The 21808-nt window shown below is 68.1% G+C and carries 15 protein-coding genes; 4 read left to right on the forward strand and 11 right to left on the reverse strand.

Going from position 1 to position 21808, the window contains the following annotated elements:
• Positions 1–38 precede the first annotated feature (38 nt).
• Positions 39–995, reverse strand: a complete 957-nt coding sequence (locus V6M56_RS09310; RefSeq protein WP_332683105.1) for a tetratricopeptide repeat protein — start codon at positions 993–995, stop codon at positions 39–41.
• Positions 982–2712 carry a dihydroxy-acid dehydratase gene (gene ilvD / locus V6M56_RS09315; protein ID WP_332683106.1) on the reverse strand — a complete coding sequence of 577 codons (1731 nt, stop codon included), beginning with the start codon at positions 2710–2712 and terminating at the stop codon, positions 982–984. The genes V6M56_RS09310 and ilvD overlap by 14 nt, the downstream gene beginning before the upstream one ends.
• A 926-nt stretch (positions 2713–3638) precedes the next feature.
• Here ilvD and V6M56_RS09320 point away from each other — a divergent pair.
• From V6M56_RS09320 to V6M56_RS09330, 3 genes are all read left to right on the forward strand, one after another.
• A complete protein-coding gene (locus V6M56_RS09320) occupies positions 3639–4652 on the forward strand; it encodes an extracellular solute-binding protein (protein ID WP_332683107.1) in 1014 nt (337 codons plus the stop codon).
• A gap of 41 nt (positions 4653–4693) precedes the next feature.
• Complete coding sequence (locus V6M56_RS09325; protein WP_332683109.1) at positions 4694–6343, forward strand: ABC transporter permease; 1650 nt, start codon at positions 4694–4696, stop codon at positions 6341–6343.
• Positions 6344–6487: 144 nt separating this feature from the next.
• On the forward strand, positions 6488–8236 hold the full coding sequence (locus tag V6M56_RS09330; protein WP_332683111.1) for an AsmA family protein: 1749 nt from the start codon (positions 6488–6490) through the stop codon (positions 8234–8236).
• Between the two features lie 290 nt (positions 8237–8526).
• Here the strand turns inward: V6M56_RS09330 and gyrA are convergent, their stop codons facing one another.
• A complete protein-coding gene (gyrA, locus tag V6M56_RS09335; RefSeq protein ID WP_332683113.1) occupies positions 8527–11322 on the reverse strand; it encodes a DNA gyrase subunit A in 2796 nt (931 codons plus the stop codon).
• A gap of 211 nt (positions 11323–11533) precedes the next feature.
• On the opposite strand from gyrA, the gene V6M56_RS09340 reads away from it, so the two are divergent.
• Complete coding sequence (locus V6M56_RS09340; RefSeq protein WP_332683114.1) at positions 11534–12166, forward strand: MarC family protein; 633 nt, start codon at positions 11534–11536, stop codon at positions 12164–12166.
• 240 nt (positions 12167–12406) lie between these two features.
• Here V6M56_RS09340 and V6M56_RS09345 read toward each other — a convergent pair whose 3' ends face one another.
• The 8 genes from V6M56_RS09345 to V6M56_RS09380 all read right to left on the reverse strand — a co-directional run bounded on the left by V6M56_RS09345 (position 12407) and on the right by V6M56_RS09380 (position 21472).
• Positions 12407–13600 carry an E22 family MetX-like putative esterase gene (locus V6M56_RS09345; RefSeq protein ID WP_332683116.1) on the reverse strand — a complete coding sequence of 398 codons (1194 nt, stop codon included), beginning with the start codon at positions 13598–13600 and terminating at the stop codon, positions 12407–12409.
• 229 nt (positions 13601–13829) lie between these two features.
• Entirely contained in the window at positions 13830–14945 is a 1116-nt protein-coding gene (locus tag V6M56_RS09350) for a M20 family metallopeptidase (RefSeq protein ID WP_332683117.1), read from the reverse strand.
• Positions 14946–15094: 149 nt separating this feature from the next.
• The gene (locus V6M56_RS09355; RefSeq protein WP_332683119.1) at positions 15095–16681 is read right to left on the reverse strand and encodes an ABC transporter substrate-binding protein; all 1587 of its coding nucleotides are present in this window, start codon (positions 16679–16681) and stop codon (positions 15095–15097) included.
• A gap of 187 nt (positions 16682–16868) precedes the next feature.
• The gene (gene ssb, locus V6M56_RS09360) at positions 16869–17411 is read right to left on the reverse strand and encodes a single-stranded DNA-binding protein (protein WP_332683120.1); all 543 of its coding nucleotides are present in this window, start codon (positions 17409–17411) and stop codon (positions 16869–16871) included.
• 306 nt (positions 17412–17717) lie between these two features.
• The gene (aroA, locus tag V6M56_RS09365) at positions 17718–19001 is read right to left on the reverse strand and encodes a 3-phosphoshikimate 1-carboxyvinyltransferase (protein ID WP_332683121.1); all 1284 of its coding nucleotides are present in this window, start codon (positions 18999–19001) and stop codon (positions 17718–17720) included.
• 157 nt (positions 19002–19158) lie between these two features.
• The gene (locus V6M56_RS09370; protein ID WP_332683122.1) at positions 19159–19458 is read right to left on the reverse strand and encodes a putative quinol monooxygenase; all 300 of its coding nucleotides are present in this window, start codon (positions 19456–19458) and stop codon (positions 19159–19161) included.
• Positions 19459–19583: 125 nt separating this feature from the next.
• Positions 19584–20462 (reverse strand): ABC transporter permease, encoded by an 879-nt coding sequence (locus V6M56_RS09375; RefSeq protein WP_332683124.1) that lies wholly within the window; start codon positions 20460–20462, stop codon positions 19584–19586.
• A complete protein-coding gene (locus tag V6M56_RS09380; RefSeq protein WP_332683125.1) occupies positions 20459–21472 on the reverse strand; it encodes an ABC transporter substrate-binding protein in 1014 nt (337 codons plus the stop codon). Before V6M56_RS09380 ends, V6M56_RS09375 begins: the two co-directional genes overlap by 4 nt.
• Positions 21473–21808: the final 336 nt, after the last annotated feature.

A 21808-nucleotide genomic window follows, 5' to 3' on the forward strand; every position in this document is an offset into this window, starting at 1 on the left:
CACGGATGCAGGCCGGGTAGGAGCCTCCGGCCGGGCGCTCAGCGGCGCCCGCCGCGCCCCGCCAGATGCTGGCGCTCGACCAGCGCCAGCGCCGCGGTGCGGTCGGCCGCGTTGGCGGCCCCGAAGGCGGCGTCGTAGCGCTCGACGATCCAGCCCTCGCGCGTCGCATCGGCGCCCTCGCGCGCCAGCGCCAGCCACATCAGGCCCATGACCGGATGACGCGGAACGCCGTCGCCGCCGCGCAGCAGCAGGTCGCCGAAGACGGCGCGGGCCGGGGCATGGCCCTTCTCGGCGGCGAGCTTCATCCAGCGTGCCGCCTGGCGTGGATTACGCGGCGCGCCGGTGCCGTTCATATAGAGCCGGGCCAGATTGTACTGGCCGTCGGGGTCGCCGAAATAGGAAGCGGCGTAATGGAACATGTCGAAGGCACGGTCGGCATTGGGCTTCACATAGCTGCCCTTGATACCGTCGAGGAAATAGCCGCCGAGCGCGACGAAGGCGCTGGCGACGATGCGCGCATCGGAGGTGCCGGGCATCTCGTCGGCGTTCTCATCCGCGATCTTCGAGAAATACTCGAAGGCCTTGAGATCGTTGACCGGAACGCCGTCACCGCTGGCATAGACCCGGCCCAGCTTGAACTGCGCCGCGAGATGGCCGCGCGACGCGGCGAACTCCAGCGCCCTGACCGCGCCGGCCTGGTCGCCGGCCGTGGAATCGCGCATCCAGGCCTTGAGCGCGTCGCGGGCGCTGGTGAACGGAGCGAGCGGCAGGGCGGTATGCGCGGCAGGCCCGCTAGGCGCTGGGGCGATGGCCCGGCCGCCGGCAAGCGGCGCCGGCTCGCCGACAGCGCCATCCTCCGGTTCCGGCAGGGCGATTCCGGGAATCGGGAGCGGCGGCACCAGGCCACGCTGGGCCTGAGGCTCCTGCGCCCAGACTGCCGACTGGCAGCCCAGGACGAACAGGGCCCCGGCGAGGATGGTTTCAGATATCCGCATAGCAATGGGTCTCTGCCGCTCCTCCCGGGTGGGTCACAGCCCCTCCCTTGGCGGAGCCGACGGTCTGCGCGTATTTCCACAGCGCGCCGGAGTTGTAGTCGGTCCTGCGCGGCTTCCAAGCCTCACGACGCTCCTCAAGTTCGGCATCAGAAAGGCGGACTGCGAGCTTTCCTGTGATGGCGTCGAGCTCGATGATGTCACCGTCGCGGATCAGGCCGATCGGCCCGCCGACGGCGGCCTCGGGGCCGACATGGCCGACGCAGAAACCGCGCGTCGCGCCGGAGAAACGGCCATCGGTGATGAGCGCGACCTTGTCGCCCATGCCCTGGCCGTAGAGCGCGGCGGTCGTCGCCAGCATCTCGCGCATGCCCGGGCCGCCCTTGGGGCCCTCATAGCGGATCACCAGCACGTCGCCGACCTGGTATTCGCGATTGGCGACGCATTTGAACGCATCCTCCTCGCAGTCGAAGCAGCGCGCCGGCCCGCTGAAGACCAGGCTCTCGGCCGGCATCCCGGCGATCTTCACGATCGCACCCTCGGGCGCCAGATTGCCGACGAGGCCGACGACGCCGCCATTGTCGGAGAGCGGCCTGTTCGCCGGGCGGATCACATCCTGCTCGTCGTTCCATTTCACCGAGGCGAGGTTCTCGGCGATGGTGCGGCCGGTGACGGTCATGCAGTCGCCATGCAGATAGCCGTGATCGAGCAGGGTCTTCATCAGGAGCGGGATGCCGCCGACCTCGAACATGTCCTTGGCGACGTATTTCCCGCCCGGCTTGAGGTCGGCGATATAGGGCGTCTTCTTGAAGATCTCGGCGACGGCGAAGAGGTCGAAGTCGATGCCGCATTCATGCGCGATCGCCGGCAGGTGCAGCGCGCCATTGGTCGAGCCGCCGGAGGCCGCGACGACCATGGCGGCGTTCTCGAGCGCCTTGCGGGTGACGATGTCGCGCGGCCGGATGTTCCGCGCGATCAGCTCCATCACCATCTCGCCGGCGGTGTAGCAGAAGGTGTCGCGGACATCGTAGGGCGCCGGCGCGCCGCAGCTATAGGGCAGCGCCAGGCCGATCGCCTCGGCCACCGTCGCCATGGTGTTGGCGGTGAACTGCGCGCCGCAGGAGCCCGAGGACGGGCACGCCACCTCCTCCAGCTCCTTCAGATCCTCGTCCGACATCGCGCCGACCGAATGCTTGCCGACCGCCTCGAACACGTCCTGGATGGTGACCGGCTTGCCCTTGAAATTGCCGGGCAGGATCGAACCGCCATAGATGAAGATCGACGGCACGTTGAGGCGCACCATCGCCATCATCATGCCGGGCAGCGACTTGTCGCAGCCGGCGAGGCCGACCAGCGCGTCGTAGCAATGGCCGCGCATCGTCAGTTCGACGGAGTCCGCGATGACCTCGCGCGAGGCCAGCGAGGACTTCATGCCCTGGTGGCCCATGGCGATGCCGTCGGTGACGGTGATGGTGCAGAATTCGCGCGGCGTGCCTTGGGCGGAGGCGACGCCCTTCTTCACGGCCTGGGCCTGGCGCATCAGGGCGATGTTGCAGGGCGCGGCCTCGTTCCAGCAGGAGGCGACGCCGACGAAGGGCTGCGCGATCTGCCGCGCGGTCATGCCCATCGCGTAATAATAGGAACGGTGCGGGGCGCGTGCCGGACCGACGCTGACATGCCGGCTGGGAAGCTTCGACTTATCGAAAACGCGCGCGTCCATGCTTACCCTGTCTTCCTGACCCGGCCCGCGCATTCTGCGCGGAAAGGGTGTGCCACGCGGCCAGCGCGGCACGCAACGCTCTCTCGCTACCTTCCGGAAGCACGAAATCCTTCTCGAAAAACCGAGAAACAGATTTCAATTCTTCCATATCGCAGCGAATTGGCGGGATCAGTTGCTGGGAGGGCTTTGTGGCGGCATCGCGGCAATTGCGCCGCTCTGCTTTCGGCCCGCTGCAATCAGAATAATTGTTGTAGAAATGTCACGAAAATTGCCCCGATCTGCTGGCTCCCGCGGTTTCGCCCGGAGGGCCGCAGGCGCTTTTCGCGCCTGCACGATCACCGCGGCGTCCCCATCCTGGTTCTTCTGCCTGGTTCCTTTGCGAAAGGCGAAGTGAGGCGCCTCCCTTCCCACCGATCCCGGGCTTGGCCGGGGATCGGCAACTCATAGTGCCCTTGGCTACAGCCCCACTGCCCTCATCCCTGAGGAGCGCCGCAGGCGCGTCTCGAAGGATGCTCCAGATGGTTCGGGAGCCTCCTGAACCATCCTTCGAGACGCCATCCCTAACGGAATGGCTCCTCAGGATGAGGGCTGTGGGGAGCAAATGCGATTGCCCTGCCACAGGCGGGAGGGGTTTGCGCGCGCCTTCCTGGCTTCGCAGAGGAATCCCATACTGGGAGGCAGGGTCGGCGGCCGGCGACCCTGCGCCGCTCCGATCCGATGAGCGCGAGCTCTACCGGGCAGCACGCGCGCCCTTGGAGGCCCGCCGGATTCGAGCGCAGTTATTTAGAATTACTATAAACAAAAGCCAGTTTAGAAATTATCTAACACATTGATTACAAAGCATATTTTCTTGACCAAGCGCCTGTCGCGCTCTACCTCCAGCGGACACCCGACCTCATTCGGGGGCCGTATCCCAGGAGTGAAGCATGTCCGTAAAGTCCCGCCTCTATGCCGCAGCGCTCACTTCCTGCCTGCTCGCCGGCCCGGCTTTCGCGCAAAGCGTCAACCTCTATACGACGCGCGAACCGGCCCTGCTCAACCCGGTGATCGAGGCCTTCACCAAGGATACCGGCATCAAGGTCAATGCGGTCTTCCTCAAGGACGGGCTGCAGGAGCGCATCAAGGCGGAGGGCGCCAACAGCCCCGCCGACGTGATGCTCATGGTCGATGTCGGCCAGATCAACCAGGCGGCTGATGCCGGCATCACCCAGCCGATCCAGTCGGCGGTCGTCGACAAGACCGTGCCCGCCGCGCTGCGCGGCCCGGGCAACAACTGGGTCACGCTGACCCAGCGCGCCCGCATCGTCATCGGCTCCAAGGATCGGGTGAAGCAGGACGCGATCACCTATGAGGAACTCGCCGACCCGAAATGGAAGGGCAAGTTCTGCATCCGCGCCGGCCAGCACCCCTATAACAATGCCTTCTTCGCCGCCTATCTCGCCCGCAACGGCGCCGAGAAGACGGAAGCCTATCTCAAGGCGCTGAAGGCCAACACCGCCCGCAAGCCCGGCGGCGGCGACCGCGAGGTCGCGCGCGACATCCTCTCCGGCCAGTGCGACATCGCCATCATCAACACCTATTATATCGGCCTGATGAGCAAGGCGACGAATGAGCAGAAGAGCTGGTACGAGGCGATCAAGCCGCTCAAGAGCACCTTCGCCGGCGGCGGCACCCATGTGAACGTCTCGGCCGCGGCCATCGCCAAGAATGCGCCGAACAAGGACAATGCCGTCAAGCTGATCGAGTACATGCTCGGCGAGAAGGCCCAGCACCTCTATGCCGACGGCAATTTCGAGTATCCGGTCAATGCCGCCGTCAAGGAGGCTGCGGCCGTGAAGCTGCTCGGCGCCCTCACCCCCGACACGACCCCGCTCGGCGAGGTCGCCAAGAACCGCAAGGCCGCTTCCGAGCTGGTCGACAAGGTCGGCTTCGACAATTGAGCCACGGTGCCCTCAGCACCCTGAACCGGCGGCCGTCACTCATGTGGCGGCCGTCGACGCGTCTGGCCCTGCTCGCGGCGCTCGCCGCCGGCCTGGTGGCGCTGCCGGTCATCTCGCTCGGCCTCACCGCCTTGTCGCGCGAGGCGCTGGCGGTCTGGCCGCATCTGACCGCCAATGTCCTGCCGGCCGCGCTCGGCGACACCCTGCTGCTGCTCGCCGGTGTCGCCGCCTTCTGCGGGATCGTCGGCGTCGGCACCGCCTGGCTGGTGACGCAGCATGACTTCCCCGGCCGGGCGAGCCTTGAATGGCTGCTCGTCCTGCCGCTGGCGATGCCGACCTACATCACGGCCTATGTCTACGTCGAGATCCTCGGCTTCCAGGGGCCGCTGCAGAGCGCCTTGCGGGCGCTGACCGGCTACCGCAGCCTGCGCGACTACTGGTTCCCCGATCCGCGCAACCTCACCGGCGCCATCCTGATCCTCGGCCTGGTCCTCTATCCTTACGTCTATCTCAGCGTCCGGGCGCTGTTCGGCATGCAGAGCGCCGCCATCGTCGAATCGGCGCGCACCCTCGGCGCCTCGCGCTGGACGCTGTTCCGGCGCGTCGGCCTGCCGATGGCGCGCCCGGCGCTGGTTGCCGGGCTGACATTGGCGCTGCTCGAGACCCTGAACGACATCGGCGCCAGCGAATATCTCGGCGTCCGTTCGCTGACCTTGTCGGTCTACACCACCTGGCTCAACCGCTCCTCGCTGCCGGGCGCGGCACAGATCGCCTGTGTCATGCTGCTCGTCGTCGTCGGCCTCATCCTGGCCGAGATGCACACGCGCGGCGCCCGGCGCTTCGCCCTGCCGGTGAAGCGGCTCCGGCCGGTCGGCCGCAGCCGGCTGCCGCGCGGCGCGGCCTGGGCTGCGAGCGCCGCCTGCACCCTGCCCGTCCTGCTCGGCGCGATCCTGCCCCTCGCCTATCTCATCGGCGAGTTCCTGCGGCGCGACCTGATCATCCAGATGGATGCGGCGATGCTGCGCTCGCTCGCCAATACGGTGGCGATCTCCGCCCTCGCCACCGCGGTCGTCGTGGTGGTCGGGGTCGGCGTTGCGGCGGCGGTCCGGCTCGGCCGCGAGCCCTGGCTGCCGAGCGTCGCCAGGCTGGCCTCGCTCGGCTACGCCTTGCCCGGCACGGTGCTGGCGCTGGGGCTGCTGGTGCCGCTCGCCGCCTTCGACAACCTCATCGCCGATGCCAGCCGCGCGATCTTCGGCGCCAGCCCGGGCCTGCTCCTGCTCGGCTCCGGGGCGGCACTGATCATCGCCTATCTGGTCCGCTTCCTCTCGATTGCGCTTGCCGGCACGCAGAGCGGGCTCGCGCGCATCTCGCCGCGCATCGACGACGCCGCCCGCTCGCTCGGCGCTGGCCGGCGCGAATTGCTGCGCCGGCTGCATTGGCCGCTGGCCCGGCCGGCGATCGCCGCCGCCGCCCTGCTGGTCTTCGTCGATTGCATGAAGGAATTGCCGATGACCCTGCTGCTGCGCCCGCTGAACGTCGAGACGCTGGCGACGCTGGTCTACGGCCACGCCTCGCGCGGTGTCTTCGAGGACGGCGCACTGGCGGCGCTGCTGATCGTGCTGATCGGCATCTATCCCGCGATCATGCTGGCGCGCGCCGGCAATGGCGAGAGACTGGCCGCGGCGAGCTGAATCCGGCCGGCAACTCGACATTCGCTAGCCAGGGGAATACACCCTTTGCCGCGCGAGCGCCGTTTCGGCCCTTTTGGCGCTGATTCGCTCGCGATCACCCCGTGCACCGCGGCCCGACGCCAGCCGCAGCGCAGACCGAGGCCCATGTCACGACGCGCTTCCATACTCGGCCTTGCAGTCGCTGCGGTGTTGCTCGCGCTCGGGCTGCAATCCTGGGGCCTGGCGCAGGCGCTGGTCGAACGCCATGTCGTCGCCGGCATCGAGAAGCGCGTCGGTCTCAAGGTGACCTCGCTCAAGCGCGCCGAGATCGCCTTCCTGCCCTTGCCGCGCATCAGCCTTTCCGGCGTCACCTTCGCCTCCCATGACGGGGCGCTATCCGGCACGGCGCTGCGCCTGCGGGCCCGGGCGCGCCTGCTGTCGCTCGTCGCCGGGCAGCTCGATTTCGACCGCGTCGACCTGATCGGCCCGGAGATCGACATCGTCGTCCCCGACGAGCCCCAGGGCTACGCCAACTGGGCCGCGCCGGCTTTGGCCTATCTTTCCGGCCTGAAGAGCGAGACCCAGCTGGTGATCAGCGCCGGCAGCCTGATGGCGCGCTCGGGCAACACGATCCTGACCACGCTGCGCGACGTCAACCTGGTCGTCGAGGAGCGCGACGAAACCGCGCCGGTCGCCTTTGCCGGGGCCTTCACCTGGCGCGGCGAGACCGCCCGGGTGAACCTGCTCTGGCCGGTCACCGGTGAGCGCGCCCGGGTCGCCATCGCGCTTTCCTCCAATCTGATGAGCTTACGTCTCAACGGCACACGCTCCGGTGCCCAGGGAGTCATGACCGGCCAGGTCGAGTTCAATACCCGCTCCCTGCCCGACGCGCTCGCCTGGATCGGCCCGCGCCCGCGCATCGCCACGCTGGTCCGGCAGGTCGAGCTCACCGCCGAGGCGCAGCTCGCCGGGGACAACATCTCGCTCAGCAACGTCATCGCCAAGCTCGACGGCGACCAGCTCGAGGGCGCGCTCAAGCTCGACGGCAGCGGCGCGCGCCGGGTGCTCTCCGGCACGCTGGCAGGCGCCGATTTCGATCTCGGCCGCCTGATCCGGCAAGGCGAGAACCAGCCGCTGCCCGGCGCCGGCGAGCCGAGCGAGACGCCGCTCGAATTCGATCTCTGGACCGCCCATGACGTCGATCTGCGCATCTCGCTCGACTCCGCCCGTCTCGGCACCGCCAGGCTCGGCGACCTCGCCGCGCAGCTCATGGTCCGCAAGGGCCGCTTCGAAGCCTCGGTGCTGCGCGCCAGCGCCTATGGCGGCTCGGCCCGCGCCCGCATCCTCGCCACCGCCGTGCCGGCCGGCGCCGAGCTCAAGCTCCAGCTCGGCCTTGACCGCGTCAATCTCGGCCAGGCCGGCGGCGACCTGCCCGACCTGCTCGGCGGCCTGACCGGCACGGCGACCGGACAGCTCGCGCTCGACGGCGTCGGCGACAGCCTGGAGCAGGTCGTCGGCTCGCTGACCGGCCGCGTCAATGCAACGCTGCGCCAGGGCGAATTCAAGGGCGTCGCTTTCGGCGAATTGCTGCGCCGGGCCGAAAGGCCCCCGGCCGCGCGCGACTGGCGCCAGGGCAGGACGAGCTTCGAGACGGCGCAGTTCACCGCGCTGGCGCATCGGGGTGTGCTCACCCTGACCGAGGCGCAGATGGCCGGCCCCGGCTACGCGCTGTCGCTGAACGGCAATGCCGATCTCGGCCGGCGCTGGCTCGAGCTCACCGGCCTGCTGAGCGCGACCAACGGTCCCGCCCGCACCTCCTTCGAGATCCGCGGCCCCTTCGCCGACGCCGTCTTCACGCCGACCTTCGACGCGGCCGTCCATCCGACCGGCGCGACCAGGCAGTTCGCGCGCTGACGCCCAGTTCTTCGGCAGACTTCCGCGGCGCAAAGCGCGGCAAGACCACGCTGCTCCCACGAGACTGCAGCATCGGCTGTTCCCGAAAACCGCGCTCCGCTTTTCGGCCGATTCCTTGAAAGCTGCACGGCTCCCCGGGAAACGCCACGTCATCCCGGGCTTGCCCCGGGATCCATCATGGAGCGCCGGAGCCCTCCGATGGATCCCGGATCGGCGCGGCTTCGCCGCTTGTCCGGGATGACGGCGTGTTTCCGGGCCGGGACAGCAATGTCCTTACCGGCGGAAAGGCTTCACGCCTCCGCCGCGCCCTCCTCGGGGCCAGCCTCGCCCTCGCCCTCGACTTCGCCCTCATCTTCCTCGCCATCGTCGCCGATGCACTCGACCGAGACCACCTTCTCGCCGACCGCGGTGTCGAAGATGGTGACGCCCTGCGTCGAGCGGCCGGCAATGCGGATCGGCTTGGGGCCTTCCACCGGGATGCGGATGACCTGGCCGCCATCGGTGACCAGCATGATCTGGTCGGTATCGATCACCGGGAAAGAGGCGATCAGCTTGCCGTTGCGCCCGTTGACGACCATGGCGGTGATGCCCTTGCCGCCACGCCCGGTGACCCGGTACTCGAAGGACGAGGTGCGCTTGCCGTAGCCCTTCTCCGACACGGTCAGAATGAACTGCTCGGACGCGCCCATCTCGGCATACTTCTCCTGGCCGAGCTCGATATCGCCGGCCGCATCCTCGGCATCCGTCACCACCGGTGCGGCCGCCTCCTCGCCATCGCCGGTGACGGCGCGACGCGCCGCCGAAGCCAGCTTGAGGTAGGCGGCGCGCTCATCGGCGGTCGCATCGAGATGGTGCAGGATCGCGAGCGAGATCACCTCGTCGCCCTTGGCGAGGTTGATGCCGCGCACGCCGGTCGAGTCACGGCCCTTGAAGACGCGCACCTCCGGCACGGCAAAGCGGATGCTCTGGCCCTCGGCCGTGGTCAGCAGCACGTCGTCATGCTCGGAACAGATCTGCACGTCGACGATGGAATCGCCCTCGTCGAGCTTCATCGCGATCTTGCCGTTGCGGTTGACCTGGACAAAGTCGGAGAGCTTGTTGCGCCGGACATTGCCGGTCCTCGTCGCAAACATCACGTCGAGACGCGCCCAGCTCTCCTCGTCCTCCGGCAGCGGCATGATCGTGGTGATGCGCTCGCCCGCATCGAGCGGCAGCATGTTGACCAGTGCCTTGCCGCGCGCGTTCGGCGCCGATAGCGGCAGGCGCCAGACCTTCTCCTTGTAGGCCTGGCCCAGCGAGGAGAAGAAGATGATCGGCGTGTGGGTATCGGCGACGAACAGGCGGGTGACGAAATCCTCGTCCCGGGTCGCCATGCCGGAGCGGCCCTTGCCGCCGCGCTTCTGCGCCCGGTAGGTCGAAAGCGGCACCCGCTTGATGTAGCCGGCATGGGACACGGTGACGACCATGTCCTCGCGGGCGATCAGGTCCTCGTCGTCGAGATCGGAACCCCAATCCTGGATCACCGTGCGGCGCGGCGTGGCGAAGGCGGCCTTCACCTCGGAAAGCTCGGTCTTGATGATCTCCTGGATGCGCAGGCGCGAGCGCAGGATGTCGAGATAGTCGGCGATTTCCCTGGCGAGCTTCTCGAGCTCGTCGCCGATCTCGTCGCGTCCCAGGGCGGTCAGGCGGGCGAGGCGCAGCTCGAGGATCGCCTTGGCCTGGGCGTCGGACAGCCGGTAGGTGCCGTCCGGATTGATCGGATGGCGCGGATCGTCGACCAGCGCGATCAGCGGCGCGATATCCTCGGCCGGCCAGTCGCGCGCCATCAGCGCCTCATGCGCCGCCGAAGGCGTCGGCGCGGTGCGGATCAGGCGGATGACCTCGTCGATATTGGCGACGGCGGTGGCAAGCCCGCACAGCACATGCGCCCGCTCGCGCGCCTTGTTGAGCAGATAGCGCGTGCGCCGCGAGACCACTTCCTCGCGGAACTCGACGAAGGCGTAGATGAAGTCCCTGAGGTTGAGCACCTCGGGCCGGCCGCCGTTCAGCGCCACCATGTTGGCGCCGAAGGAGGTCTGCAGCGGCGTGAAGCGGTAGAGCTGGTTCAGCACCACGTCGGCCACGGCGTCGCGCTTGATCTCGATGACGACGCGCACGCCCTCGCGGCTCGACTCGTCGCGCAGGTCGGAGATGCCCTCGATTCGCTTCTCGCGGACGAGATCGGCGATCTTCTCGACCATCGTCGCCTTGTTCACCTGGTAGGGGACCTCGGTGACGACGATCGCCTCGCGCTCCTTGCGCAGCTCCTCGATATGCGTCTTCGAGCGCATCATGATCGAGCCGCGGCCGGTGTGATAGGCCGAATGGATGCCGCTGCGGCCCATGATCGAGGCCCCGGTCGGGAAATCGGGACCGGGCACGATCTCGATCAGCTCGTCGATCGTGATCTCCGGGTTCTCGATCAGCGCGATGCAGGCGTCGATGACCTCGCCGAGATTATGCGGCGGGATGTTCGTCGCCATGCCGACGGCGATGCCGCCGGCGCCGTTGACCAGCAGGTTCGGATAGCGCGCCGGCAGGACGGTCGGCTCGTGCTCCTTGCCGTCATAGTTCGGCTGGAAGTTGACGGTGTCGAGGTCGAGATCCTCGAGCAGCGGCATCGCCGCCTTGTCGAGCCTGGCCTCGGTGTAGCGATCGGCCGCCGCACTGTCGCCGTCCATCGAGCCGAAATTGCCCTGGCCGTCGATCAGCGGCAGGCGCAGCGAGAAATCCTGCGCCATGCGCACCAGCGCGTCATAGACCGCGAGATTGCCGTGCGGATGGTACTTGCCCATCGTGTCGCCGACGATGCGGGCGCATTTGGTGTAGGGCCGGTCGGGCAGGTTCTTGTTCTCGTGCATCGAGAACAGGATGCGCCGGTGCACGGGCTTCAGGCCGTCGCGGACGTCCGGAAGAGCGCGGCTCACGATCACGCTCATCGCGTAATCGAGATAGCTCTTCTTCATCTCGTCGGTGATCCCGATCGGCTTGATGTCGCCGCCGAACTGCGGGCCGTCGTCGCGCTTGTCGTCGTTGTCTTCGCTCAAGGGATTTGGTCCCGATTCAACCCAGTTTTTCAGGCTTCTGGCTACCCGATTCCGCGCTCCGAAGCCAGCGAAACACGATTCAACCCAGTGAAAATAAGTCCCTGATTTTTCAGCGCTTTACCGCGCGTTCTTGAATCGGGTCCGGAGCCCCCTCGCAATCTCGCCATGTTTCGTGCGTGACGCCAGTGCACGACCATGCGTAAGTCGCGGGATGTTCGTCGAATATCTCACTTCCGCCCTTGTCACGCTGCTGGTGACGCTCGACCCGCCCGGGCTGGCGCCGATCTTCCTGTCGCTGACGCGCGGCATGTCGGAAAGCGAGCGCAAGCAGGTCGCCATCCGCGCCTGCCTGATTGCTTTCTGCATCATGGCCTTCTTCGGGCTGGCCGGCGACGTTGTGCTGAAGGCGCTCGGCGTCTCGCTGCCCGCCTTCCGCATCGCCGGCGGGCTGCTGCTGTTCTGGATCGCCTTCGAGATGGTGTTCGAGCGCCGCAACGAGCGCAAGCAGGCCACGGCCGAGACGGCGATCACCCAGGACCATATCCGCAATGTCGCCGCCTTCCCGCTGGCGATCCCGCTGATGGCCGGCCCCGGCTCGCTGACCGCGATGATGCTGCTCGCCGGCCGGGCCGATGGCAACCTGCTCCAGCTCGGGGCGCTGGCCGCCATCTGCGGCCTCGTGATCCTGTCCTGCCTCGTCACCTTCCTGCTGGCGGTACCGATCGCCCGCCTGCTCGGCATCACCGGCAATGTCGTGCTGACCCGCCTGCTCGGCGTCATCCTCGCGGCGCTCGCCGTGCAGTTCGTCATCGACGGCGTGCGTGCGGTGGTCGGGGGAGCCTGACGGGCCACGGAACCGCGTCGCGATCTCAGGCCAGACCCTGAGAGTTCCCAGCCAGAACCCATGAACGCCGACGGGGGCTCCAGCGTCATTGCGAGGAGCGTCAGCGACGAAGCAATCCAGGGGGCTGGGCGAGATCCTGGATTGCTTCGCTGCGCTCGCAATGACGGCCTTTTCGGACTTGCCGGCGTTCATGGCGTCCGGGTTTGGCGCTCACGCCCCGCCCCGGAACGACGCCACGTCTCACTTCTCCAGGAAGGCCTTCACCGCGCCTTCCGCCTGCTTCATCGAGATCACCCCGTCGAGATGGCCGCGCGTGCCCTGGATGGTGACATGCGTCACCTCGCGGCCGGCCTTCTTCGCCTCCGCGACGGTGCGCGCGATCATCTCGTCCGGGAAGACCAGGTCCTTCGGCTGGCTGACGATCAGCAGCGGCGCCTTGATCCGGCTCATCCCGTCGGCGAGCGACTTGCCGCCGGCGGCATAGAGCTGGTTGGCCTTGACCAGATAGAGGAAATGATTGGCGTCCGAGACTTTTGCGCGCGCCTCTCCGGCATTGTCGAGGATGCTCTGGACCTGGAAGCGATTGCCGAGCGCCTTGGCCGGGTCCTCGCCTTCCTTGGCGGCCCGGCGGCCGAAGGTACCGTTGGTCCAGTCGCCGTGATTGGCCTGCAGCGTCACGACCGTGAGCGCCTTGGCGAGCCCGGCATTGGGTGGCGCCTTGCCGTAATAGTCGCCCTTGTTCCAGTTCGGGTCGACCAGGATCGGCGCCGCCCAGACATCGAGCCAGGCAATGAGCTGGGCATCCGCCTCGGCCGCGCCGATCACCGCCATCGCCTTGCCGACCATGTCGGGATGGCTCGCCGCCCATTCATAGGTCTGCAGGGCGCCCATTGAGGGGCCGGCGACCATGGCGAGCTTCCTGATTCCGAGACTCTCGACCAGCGCCTTCTGGACGTTGACGAAATCGCCGACGGTCACGACCGGGAAATCGAGCGCATAGGGCTTTCCGGTATCGGGATCGAGCGAGGCCGGTCCGGTCGTCGTCACCTTCGGGTCGCCGGTGTTGAGGTTGACCAGCGTGTCGGAGGACAGGACGAAATACTTGTCGGTGTCGATCGCCTTGCCCGGCCCGATGATCGCGTCCCAGTAGCCGGGGGCGGCGTCCTTCGCGTCGTATTTGCCGGCGGCGTGCGAATTGCCCGAGAAGAAATGGCAGATCAGGATCGCGTTCGATCTGTCGGCGTTGAGCGTGCCATAGCTCTCCCAGCCGACCTTGACGTTCTTCAGCGTGCGCCCGCTCTGGGTGGCGAAGCTCGGCAGCTCGAAGACCTTCTTCTCGACGAGCAATTCCTGAGCGTCCGCCACGGTCACCGTCGCCACCCCTGCCATCACCATGCTGATTGCGCCAAGAGCGCCTGCGATAAAGCCCTTCATGTCACGCTCCATCCCGCCGGCCGTCCTGCGGCCTTGTTCGGGATCAGAGCGGATTTGGCCGGCTAACGGAAGGGGGGCTTCCTTCTCCCCTTGGGGGAGAAGGTGGCAGCGCGAAGCGCTGACGGATGAGGGAAGGACGGCTCGACGATGCCCCCCGCTTACCCGGTCGGACTGCCCTCATCCGTCTGCTGCGCAGACACCTTCTTCCCCGAGGGGAGAAGGAAGCCTCTCACAGCGTCTCGAGCAGCCCCTTGATCAGCGCCCGGCGCGGCGCGATCGAGGAGATCAGCGCGTATTCCTGCAAGGTGTGGGCGCCGTCGCCGTCGATGCCGAGCCCGTCCAGCGTCGGGATGCCGAGCGCCGCGGTGAAATTGCCGTCCGAGCCGCCGCCGGTCATCGGGCAGTCCTGCAGGTCGAAGCCGATTTTTGCCGAGACCGCCCTCGCCTGCTCGTAGAGCCCGGCGACCTCGGGCGTCTTCTCATAGGGCGGCCGGTTCATGCCGCCCTCGATCGTCAGCTTCACATCGGGGTCATGCGCCTTCAGGCGAAGGATGCGCTCTTCCATCATCGCGCCGTCGGCCAGCGTGGTGACGCGGCAGTCGACGCTGAACCAGGCATGTTGCGGGATGACGTTCGCCGCCGTGCCGCCGCCGGCCAGCGCGACCGTGGTGGTGATGCCGCGGCTGTAATCGGTCATGCCCTCGACGGCGAGGATCTGGTGCGCCGCCTCACGGATGGCGTTGCGGCCATCGGCATGGCGCGAGCCGGAATGGGCCGGGCGGCCCTCCAGCTTGACCTCGAAGCGGCCGACGCCCTTGCGCGCCGTGACGATCCTGCCGCCCTCGCGCGCCGGCTCGGTGACCAGCACCGCCATCGATTCCCGGCCGATATCCTCGATCAGGGCGCGCGAGGTCGGCGAGCCGATCTCCTCGTCGGGCGTGAACAGGAAAACCAGCGGCCGCTGCGCGGTACCGGCCCTGGCCGCGTCCTTGAAGGCCTGCAGCGCCAGCCAGGCGCCGCCCTTCATGTCGTAGACGCCGGGGCCGTAGAGCCTGTCGCCCTCGACCCGCACCGGCAGGTCCCTGGCGCTCGTGCCGACCGGGTGGACCGTGTCGAGATGCGACATCAGCGCCACCGCCTTCTCGCCGTTCCGGACGCCGGCCCGCAGGATCAGGTTGTCGCCGAGCCCGTCGCGGCCGGCGATGCGCTCGACGGCGATGGGCAGGCCTTCGACCTCCCTGGCGACGAGGTCCATCATGCCGTTGACGCCGGGCACATGATGGGTGGGGCTCTCCAGCGCGACCCAGACGGAGAGCGCGGGGACGGCGGGGTCGTGAATGGTCATTGGCGGGGAGCTTCGCAGGCAAGCGTGGCGATAGCTTGGAATCGGCCATTTCGGCGGATTTGTCCATGTCGCCCAGCGTCTGGCCGCCCTGCAATCCCGGGGAGCCGCCGGCCTGCTGCTCGGCGGCCTCGTCGCGAGAGCTGACGCCGCTAGACCCGCCTGACGTTCCAGAAGGTCGGGAAGCTCGCCAGCACGCCGTCGAGCTTGCGGCTGAACGCCGTCGGCTGGAAATACTGGCCGAGCGGCGCATAGGGCACGTCCTCGAAGACCTGCCTCTGGATCTCGGCGGCGAGTTTCTGCTTGGTCGCCAGGTCGCCCGCCTCCATCCAGGCGTCGCGCAGCGCCTCGATCTTCGGCGCGGTCGGCCAGCCCGGCCAGGCGGCGGCGCCGTTGCCGCGCAGCGAGATGTGGCCGACCGGATCGAGGATGTCGATGCCGTTCCAGCCGGTGAAGAAGCAGTTCCAGCCGCCCTGCGCCGGCGGCTCCTTCTTGGCGCGTCGGGTGACGACCGTGCCCCAGTCCATCACCTGGTAGTCGACATTCATGCCGATGCGCTTCAGCATCTCGCCGGCGACCTCGCATTCCGCCTTGAGGTTGGCGAGGTCGGTGACGCCGAGCAGCACGACCTTCTCGCCATTGTAGCCGGCGGCGGCGAGCGCCTGCTTGACCTTGGCGACGTCGCGCAGCCCGTTCAGCACCTCCATGCCGGCATCGTTCGCCATCGGCGTGCCGGGCGGGAAGACGCCGACGCCGGTGCGCCACAGCGCCTTGTCGGGCCCGCCGACCGCTTCCATGAACTCCGCCTGGTCGATCGCCAGCAGCATGGCCCGGCGGATCGCCGGGTTGTCGAAGGGCGGGTGCAGATGGTTCATCCGCATGATCGCGATGGCACCGGTGGTCTCCTTCACCGCGACCTCGAGCTTCGGGTCCCTGGCGAGCAGCGGCAGGATGTCGGGCAGCGGCTGCTCGACCCAGTCGATCTCGCCGCTCTGCAGGGCGGCCGCGGCCGTCGCCGGGTCCGGCAGGGTGTGCCATTCGACGCGCTCGACATTGACGATCTTCGGCCCTGCCGTGCGGCCTGGCTTGCCGTCTCCGCGCGGCACGTAACCCGCGAACTTCTCGTAGACCGTCCGGCTGCCGGACTGGCGCTCGGCCGCGACGAAGCGGAACGGCCCGCTGCCCATGACCTCCGTGACCTGCGTCGCCGCATCGGTCAGCGCCAGCCGCTCCGGCATGATCACCGGCACCGAGGCGGTCATCTTGGCGAGCGCGTCGGGTAGCAGCGGAAACGGCTTCTTCAGCCGGAAGCGCAAAGTCCGGTCGTCGACCGCCGCGAGCTCGTCGGTCTGCGCCATCAGCGTCTGGCCGAAGGAATCGCGCTTGCCCCAGCGGTTGAGGCTGGCGACGCAGTCCTTCGCCAGCACGGGCGAACCGTCATGGAATTTCAGCCCCTCGCGCAGCTTGATCGTCCAGCTCTTGCCATCGGCCTCGGCCAAGGCCCCTTCCGCCATCTGCGGCTGCGCCTTGTAGCTCTCGTCCTGTCCGAACAGCGTGTCGTAGACGAGGAAGGCGTGGTTGCGGGTGACCGTCGCCGTCGTCCAGATCGGATCGACGACGGCGAGATCGCCCTGCGGCACGAACTTGATGACGCTCTTGTCGGCGCCGCGGCCGATATTGGGCTTGCTGACCGCGAGCGCGGCGGCCGTGCCTGCGAGGAAAGCGCGACGTGTCGGCATTTCAGGCTCCCTGGTTACAGGGCGTCGATCCGGACGGTGAGGCCCTGACGAAACGGCAGCGGTCAGGCAATCAGCATGCCAGGCCCCGGTCAAGCCGGCCGGCGGCGCGCACGAAAAAAGCCGCCTCGATGCGCGAGGCGGCTCTGTCGATCAGGGAGGGCGCCGGAAGCGCCCGGCGCAGGCGACCCTAGAACGGGATGTCGTCGTCGAGCTGGCTGGAGGAACGCGAGCCGCCGCTCGAGCCACCGCCCGACATCGCCGGCTGGCGCGAGCCGCCGCCGCTGCCCATCGGGCTGGAGCGGCCGAACGAGCCGCCACCGCCGGAACGATCCTCGACCGAACCGCCGCCCTCGCCATATTCATCCGAGCCGCCCTGGCCGCGGCTGTCGAGGATGGTCAGTTCGCCGCGGAAACGCTGCAGCACGATCTCGGTCGTGTACTTCTCGACGCCGGACTGGTCCTGCCATTTGCGGGTCTGGAGCTGGCCCTCGACATAGATCTTCGAGCCCTTCTTCAGATATTGCTCGGCGACCTTGGCGAGGTTCTCGTTGAAGATCACCACCGAATGCCACTCGGTGCGCTCCTTCTTCTCGCCCGACTGCTTGTCGCGCCAGGTCTCCGACGTGGCGATACGCAGATTGACGACCGGCTCGCCGCTGCCGAGGCGCCGCACCTCGGGGTCGCGCCCGAGATTGCCGACCAGAATGACCTTGTTGACGCTACCAGCCATGACAGGCTCCGTTTTCCTGCGCACTTCATCACAAACCGGCCGAACGACCGGAGGCGGACCCTAGCGGTCCATGCCGGCACTATCAACGATGTTCCTGTTTTGTTCAAGCGAAAAACCGAAGTTGTCCCCGTTTATGTTGGAGGCCGTGGAAGGGCCGTCATTCCCGGGCGAAGCCCTCAGGTCCGACCTTCGGTCGGCCCAAGGATAAACTCCGCGCAGACCCGGGAATCTCAGGACGAGAGACGCCGGCCCCAGCCTCTCCCGGCCTGAGATGCTCGGGTCAAGCCCGAGCATGACGCGAACTGCTCACGGCGCCTCGCCCTCGAACGTCACCCCAAGCGAGCCGAGCGCCCGCCAGTACTCCGGATAAGTCTTCGCCACACAAGCCGGATCGAGGATGGTGATGCCGCCGATCTTCAGCCCTGCCAGCGCAAAGCTCATGGCGATGCGGTGGTCGGCGAAAGTGTCGATCTCGGCCGGCAGGGCCTGCCCGGCGAGCGCAGGATCGGAGGCGACGAGGAGATCGTCGCCCTCCTCTATGCCGAGCCCGGGCCTGATCCGCGACAAGCCCTGCGCCAGCGCCGCGACCCGGTCGCATTCCTTGACGCGCAGATTGGCGATGCCGGTGAAGCGCACCGGCGTCCGGTTGAAGGCGGCGAGCACGGCAAGCGTCGGCACCGCATCCTGCATCTGCGAGCCGTCGATCTCGGCCGGCAGATGCGGGAAGGCGGCGATCAGTTCATGCGCCTTGGCGTCCGGCTGGGTGAAGGCCGCCGCCGGCACGCCGACGTCGATCGTCCCGCCGGTCAGCACTTCCGCCGCCCAGAGATAGGTCGCGGCCGAGGCATCGGGCTCGATCAGGTAGTCGGCGGCGCGGTAGCCGGTCGGTTCGATCCGCCAGGTCGTCGCATCCGGCTGCGAGACCTTCGCGCCGAAGGCGGCCATCGTCGCCAGCGTCAGATCGACATAGCCGCGCGCGCCGATCTCTGTGCTGTTTCCATGGCCCGTCAGCGCGACCTCGACCGGCCCGCGCGCGCAGGCGCCGGCCATCAGCAGCGCCGAGACATACTGGCTGGAGAGCCCGCCATCGACCTCGACCCGGCCGCCCGCAAAGCCGCCCTGCCCCGCGATCGTCACCGGCGGGCAGCCGCTCGGCGCCTCGACCGCGACGCCGAGCGCGCGCAGCGCCGTGACCAGCGGCGCGATCGGCCGCTTGCGCATGTGCTCGTCGCCGTCGACCACGACCTGCCCCTCGACCAGCGCCGCCGCGGCAGTCAGGAAGCGCGTCGCCGTGCCGGCATTACCGAGGAAAAGCGGCGCCGCCGGCGCCCGCAGGCGGCCATCGCCGCTGACGACGAAGCTGGTCGCGTCCGGCTCGTCGACCGTGACGCCCATCGCCCGCAGCGCCTGCGCCATATAGCGGGTATCGTCGCTCTTCAGCGCGCCCGAAAGCCGGCTGGTGCCCTTGGCCAGCGCCGCGACCAGCAGCGCCCGGTTGGTGATCGACTTCGAGCCCGGCGGCGTCACCTTGCCGCGCAGCGGTGCCGCCGGCGGCAGGATGGTCAGTTTCTGGACGTCTTTATCGCTCATGACAGGCTCGCCTTCGCCGCTCGGGCTTTGCTGCGAGCCTCTTAGAGCCTGCCGACGGTGAGAGGAAGCCAGCGGCGCCAGGGCGAGCCTAAGCCGTGGATGGTCGGGACAAGCCCGACCATGACGGGTTTGGTGTAATAGCGGCTGGCGTGCCCCTTCAGCCCCGCACCAACCCAAATCCCCCGACCGGCTCGGTCACGGTGTGGTTGTCGAAGCCGGCGATCAGCGGGCGGGCCTTGGCGATCGCCGCCTGCACCGCCGGCAGCGCCAGCGAGCCCTTGTGGCTCTCTTCCTGGTCCCAGACCTCCGTCACCCAGATCGCATCCGGATTGCCCGGATCCTTGGCGACGACATAGCTGAGGCAGCCGGGCATCGCCTCGCTGCTCCCGAGGATATGGCCGATCAGCGCGTCGCGCTCGCCCGGTTTCGCCAGCATCCGTCCGATCAACCCGTACATGGCGCACCCTCCGGTTTCGTTGCCGGCGGCAACCTGCCGAAGCGCCGGAGCGGGCGCAACCGCGTCCCTGACGCCGGCTGTCAGCAGCGAGCGGTCGCAAGGATGCGCCGGGCGCCGGGCGGCGCCTAAGGGACGCCCCGCCGGCGGGACGGTCCCTGCGCGCGAAAGACCGCCTGGGCCAGCCGGTCGAGCAGCACCGCCAGCAGCACGATCCCCAGCCCGCCGACGAAGCCGAGCCCGGGATCGGCACGCTGCAGCCCCAGCAGCACGGTTTCGCCCAGCCCCTTGGCGCCGATCATCGAGGCGACGACGACCATCGCCAGCGCCATCATGATCGCTTGGTTGAGCCCCTGCAGGATCGCCGGGCGAGCAAGCGGCAGCTCGATCAGCCAGAGGCCCTGGCGCGCGCTCAAGCCCAGCGCCCGCGCCGCCTCGACGGCACGCCCGTCGACCTCGCGCAGGCCGAGCTCGGTCAGGCGGGCGAAGGGCGGCAGGGCATAGATCAGCGTCGCCACCAGCGCCGGCGCGCGCCCCAGTCCCAGGATCATCGCCACGGGGATGAGATAGACGAAGCTCGGCACCGTCTGCATCAGGTCGTAGAGCGGCGTCAGCGCCCGCGAGAACCGCGGCATCCTCGCGGCCGCCACGCCCAGCGGCAGCCCGAGCAGCACGATCAGCACCACGGCGACGACGATCAGCGCCAGCGACTGCATCGCCGCTGGCCAGACGCCGAGCAAGGCGAGCGCCAGCACGAGAGCGGCCATGCCGGCCGAAAAGGCGATCTTGCGCGTCGCCAGCCAGGCGATCAGCGCGACGGCGGCAATTCCGGCTTCCGGCGGGAGCGGCACCAGCGCGCCTTCGAGCAGCCTGATCGGCGCCGTCAGCCCATCCGAGACGGCGTCGAGCTTGTCGCCGAAGCCGACGACCAGCGCATCGACCAGCCGGTTGACGCCGCCCTGGAGCGTCTTGCCGAGATCGGGGAGCAGCGCGAGGCCGCCCGTCACAAGCCAGCCTGGACCTTCGCGGCGATGTCCGGCGGGATCCAGCCGCGCCACTCCGCCGGCTGGTCCTTGAGGAAGCGCAGGGCCTGCTCCTCGGGCGAGATGCCCGCGGCGCGGGCATCGGCCAGCATCTGCGAGGTGAGCGCGCTGGTCAGGCCATAGTTCCTGAAGAAGCTCGTCAGTTGCGGCGCGGACTGCGTGAAGGCGAGGTTGGCGCCGATCACGACCTTGCTCACCGGATAGGCCGTCGCCCTTGCGGGCTTGTCGCTCGTCTTCAGCTCGGCCCAGATCGCCGGGTCGAAGGCCGGTTCCTCGAGCTTGACGAGGTCATAGGCGCCGACCAGCCAGCTCGGGCTCCAATAGTAGAACAGCACCGGCTGCTTGCGCTTCAGGCTCGCCTCGATGGCGGCGACCAGCGCCTCGCCGGAGCCGCCGCGGACATTGGTGAAATCCTCCGCCAGCCCGTAGGCGGAAAGCTTCTTGGTATTGATGCCTTCGCAGACCCAGCCCGCGACGCAATTGTAGAACCGGCCCTTGCCCGGCTCCTCCCGGTCGACGAAGAGATCCTTGTGGCGCTTGAGATCGGTGACCGATTTCAGGTCGCGGGCCTTGGCATCCGCGCCCTCGACGAGATAGCGCGGCACATACCAGCCCTCATTGGCGTCGGGAAAGGTCGTGCCCAGCGGGATCACCTTGCCGGCGGCCTCGGCCCGGCTCCAGGCTTCGACCGGGTTCGCCAGCCAGATCTCCATGATGACGTCGACATCGCCGCGCGCCAGCCCGTTGACCAGCGGCGCCACCACGCCGGGCACGCGCTCGACCTTGCAGCCAAAGCCCTTCTCGACGATCGCCCGCGCGACCGCGGCGTGGAAGGCGGCTGAATCATAGTCGAGCCCGGCGATCTTCAAGGAGCGATCGAGCTCGCAGGCCTTTGCGTCCGTCATCGCCGCGAAACCGCCGATGAGCCCCGAAAGAATGAAGGCGCCGGCACGCAAGGTTGCTGTCAGTGTCATGGCCCGCTCCATCGCCTGGTGGCCCCGCCCCGGCAGGATCGCCCTCTTCCATGCTGCGCACAACGCCGATCACGAGGGAATGATCCCGAGGCGGCGGGCCGGCCAAGCTCCTGACATCTGCTGTCAGCACCAGGAGAAGAACAGGGCAGCAACATCCGTGGCCGCGTGCTACTCATGCCGGCCCGTTGCATAACCGCGCTGGCATGACGGCATTGGCATGACCGCACTGGCATGGCGCGGCATTTGCCCTATCTCTACGGCTTACCCGAACCGGACACCACAAATGGCTCGCAAGACCACGCTCGCCGAACAGGCCGCGACGCTGGAAGACATGTT

It is taken from the genome of Allobosea sp. (genome assembly GCF_036675845.1).
Lineage (GTDB): Bacteria > Pseudomonadota > Alphaproteobacteria > Rhizobiales > Beijerinckiaceae > Allobosea.

Excerpts from the sequence above, each read along its gene's own strand:
- V6M56_RS09310 (WP_332683105.1), bottom strand. The coding sequence starts at position 995 with ATGCGGATATCTGAAACCATCCTCGCCGGGGCCCTGTTCGTCCTGGGC.
- ilvD (WP_332683106.1), bottom strand. The coding sequence starts at position 2,712 with ATGGACGCGCGCGTTTTCGATAAGTCGAAGCTTCCCAGCCGGCATGTC.
- V6M56_RS09320 (WP_332683107.1), top strand. The coding sequence starts at position 3,639 with ATGTCCGTAAAGTCCCGCCTCTATGCCGCAGCGCTCACTTCCTGCCTG.
- V6M56_RS09325 (WP_332683109.1), top strand. The coding sequence starts at position 4,694 with ATGTGGCGGCCGTCGACGCGTCTGGCCCTGCTCGCGGCGCTCGCCGCC.
- V6M56_RS09330 (WP_332683111.1), top strand. The coding sequence starts at position 6,488 with ATGTCACGACGCGCTTCCATACTCGGCCTTGCAGTCGCTGCGGTGTTG.
- V6M56_RS09340 (WP_332683114.1), top strand. The coding sequence starts at position 11,534 with ATGTTCGTCGAATATCTCACTTCCGCCCTTGTCACGCTGCTGGTGACG.
- V6M56_RS09345 (WP_332683116.1), bottom strand. The coding sequence starts at position 13,600 with ATGAAGGGCTTTATCGCAGGCGCTCTTGGCGCAATCAGCATGGTGATG.
- V6M56_RS09350 (WP_332683117.1), bottom strand. The coding sequence starts at position 14,945 with ATGACCATTCACGACCCCGCCGTCCCCGCGCTCTCCGTCTGGGTCGCG.
- V6M56_RS09355 (WP_332683119.1), bottom strand. The coding sequence starts at position 16,681 with ATGCCGACACGTCGCGCTTTCCTCGCAGGCACGGCCGCCGCGCTCGCG.
- ssb (WP_332683120.1), bottom strand. The coding sequence starts at position 17,411 with ATGGCTGGTAGCGTCAACAAGGTCATTCTGGTCGGCAATCTCGGGCGC.
- aroA (WP_332683121.1), bottom strand. The coding sequence starts at position 19,001 with ATGAGCGATAAAGACGTCCAGAAACTGACCATCCTGCCGCCGGCGGCA.
- V6M56_RS09370 (WP_332683122.1), bottom strand. The coding sequence starts at position 19,458 with ATGTACGGGTTGATCGGACGGATGCTGGCGAAACCGGGCGAGCGCGAC.
- V6M56_RS09380 (WP_332683125.1), bottom strand. The coding sequence starts at position 21,472 with ATGACACTGACAGCAACCTTGCGTGCCGGCGCCTTCATTCTTTCGGGG.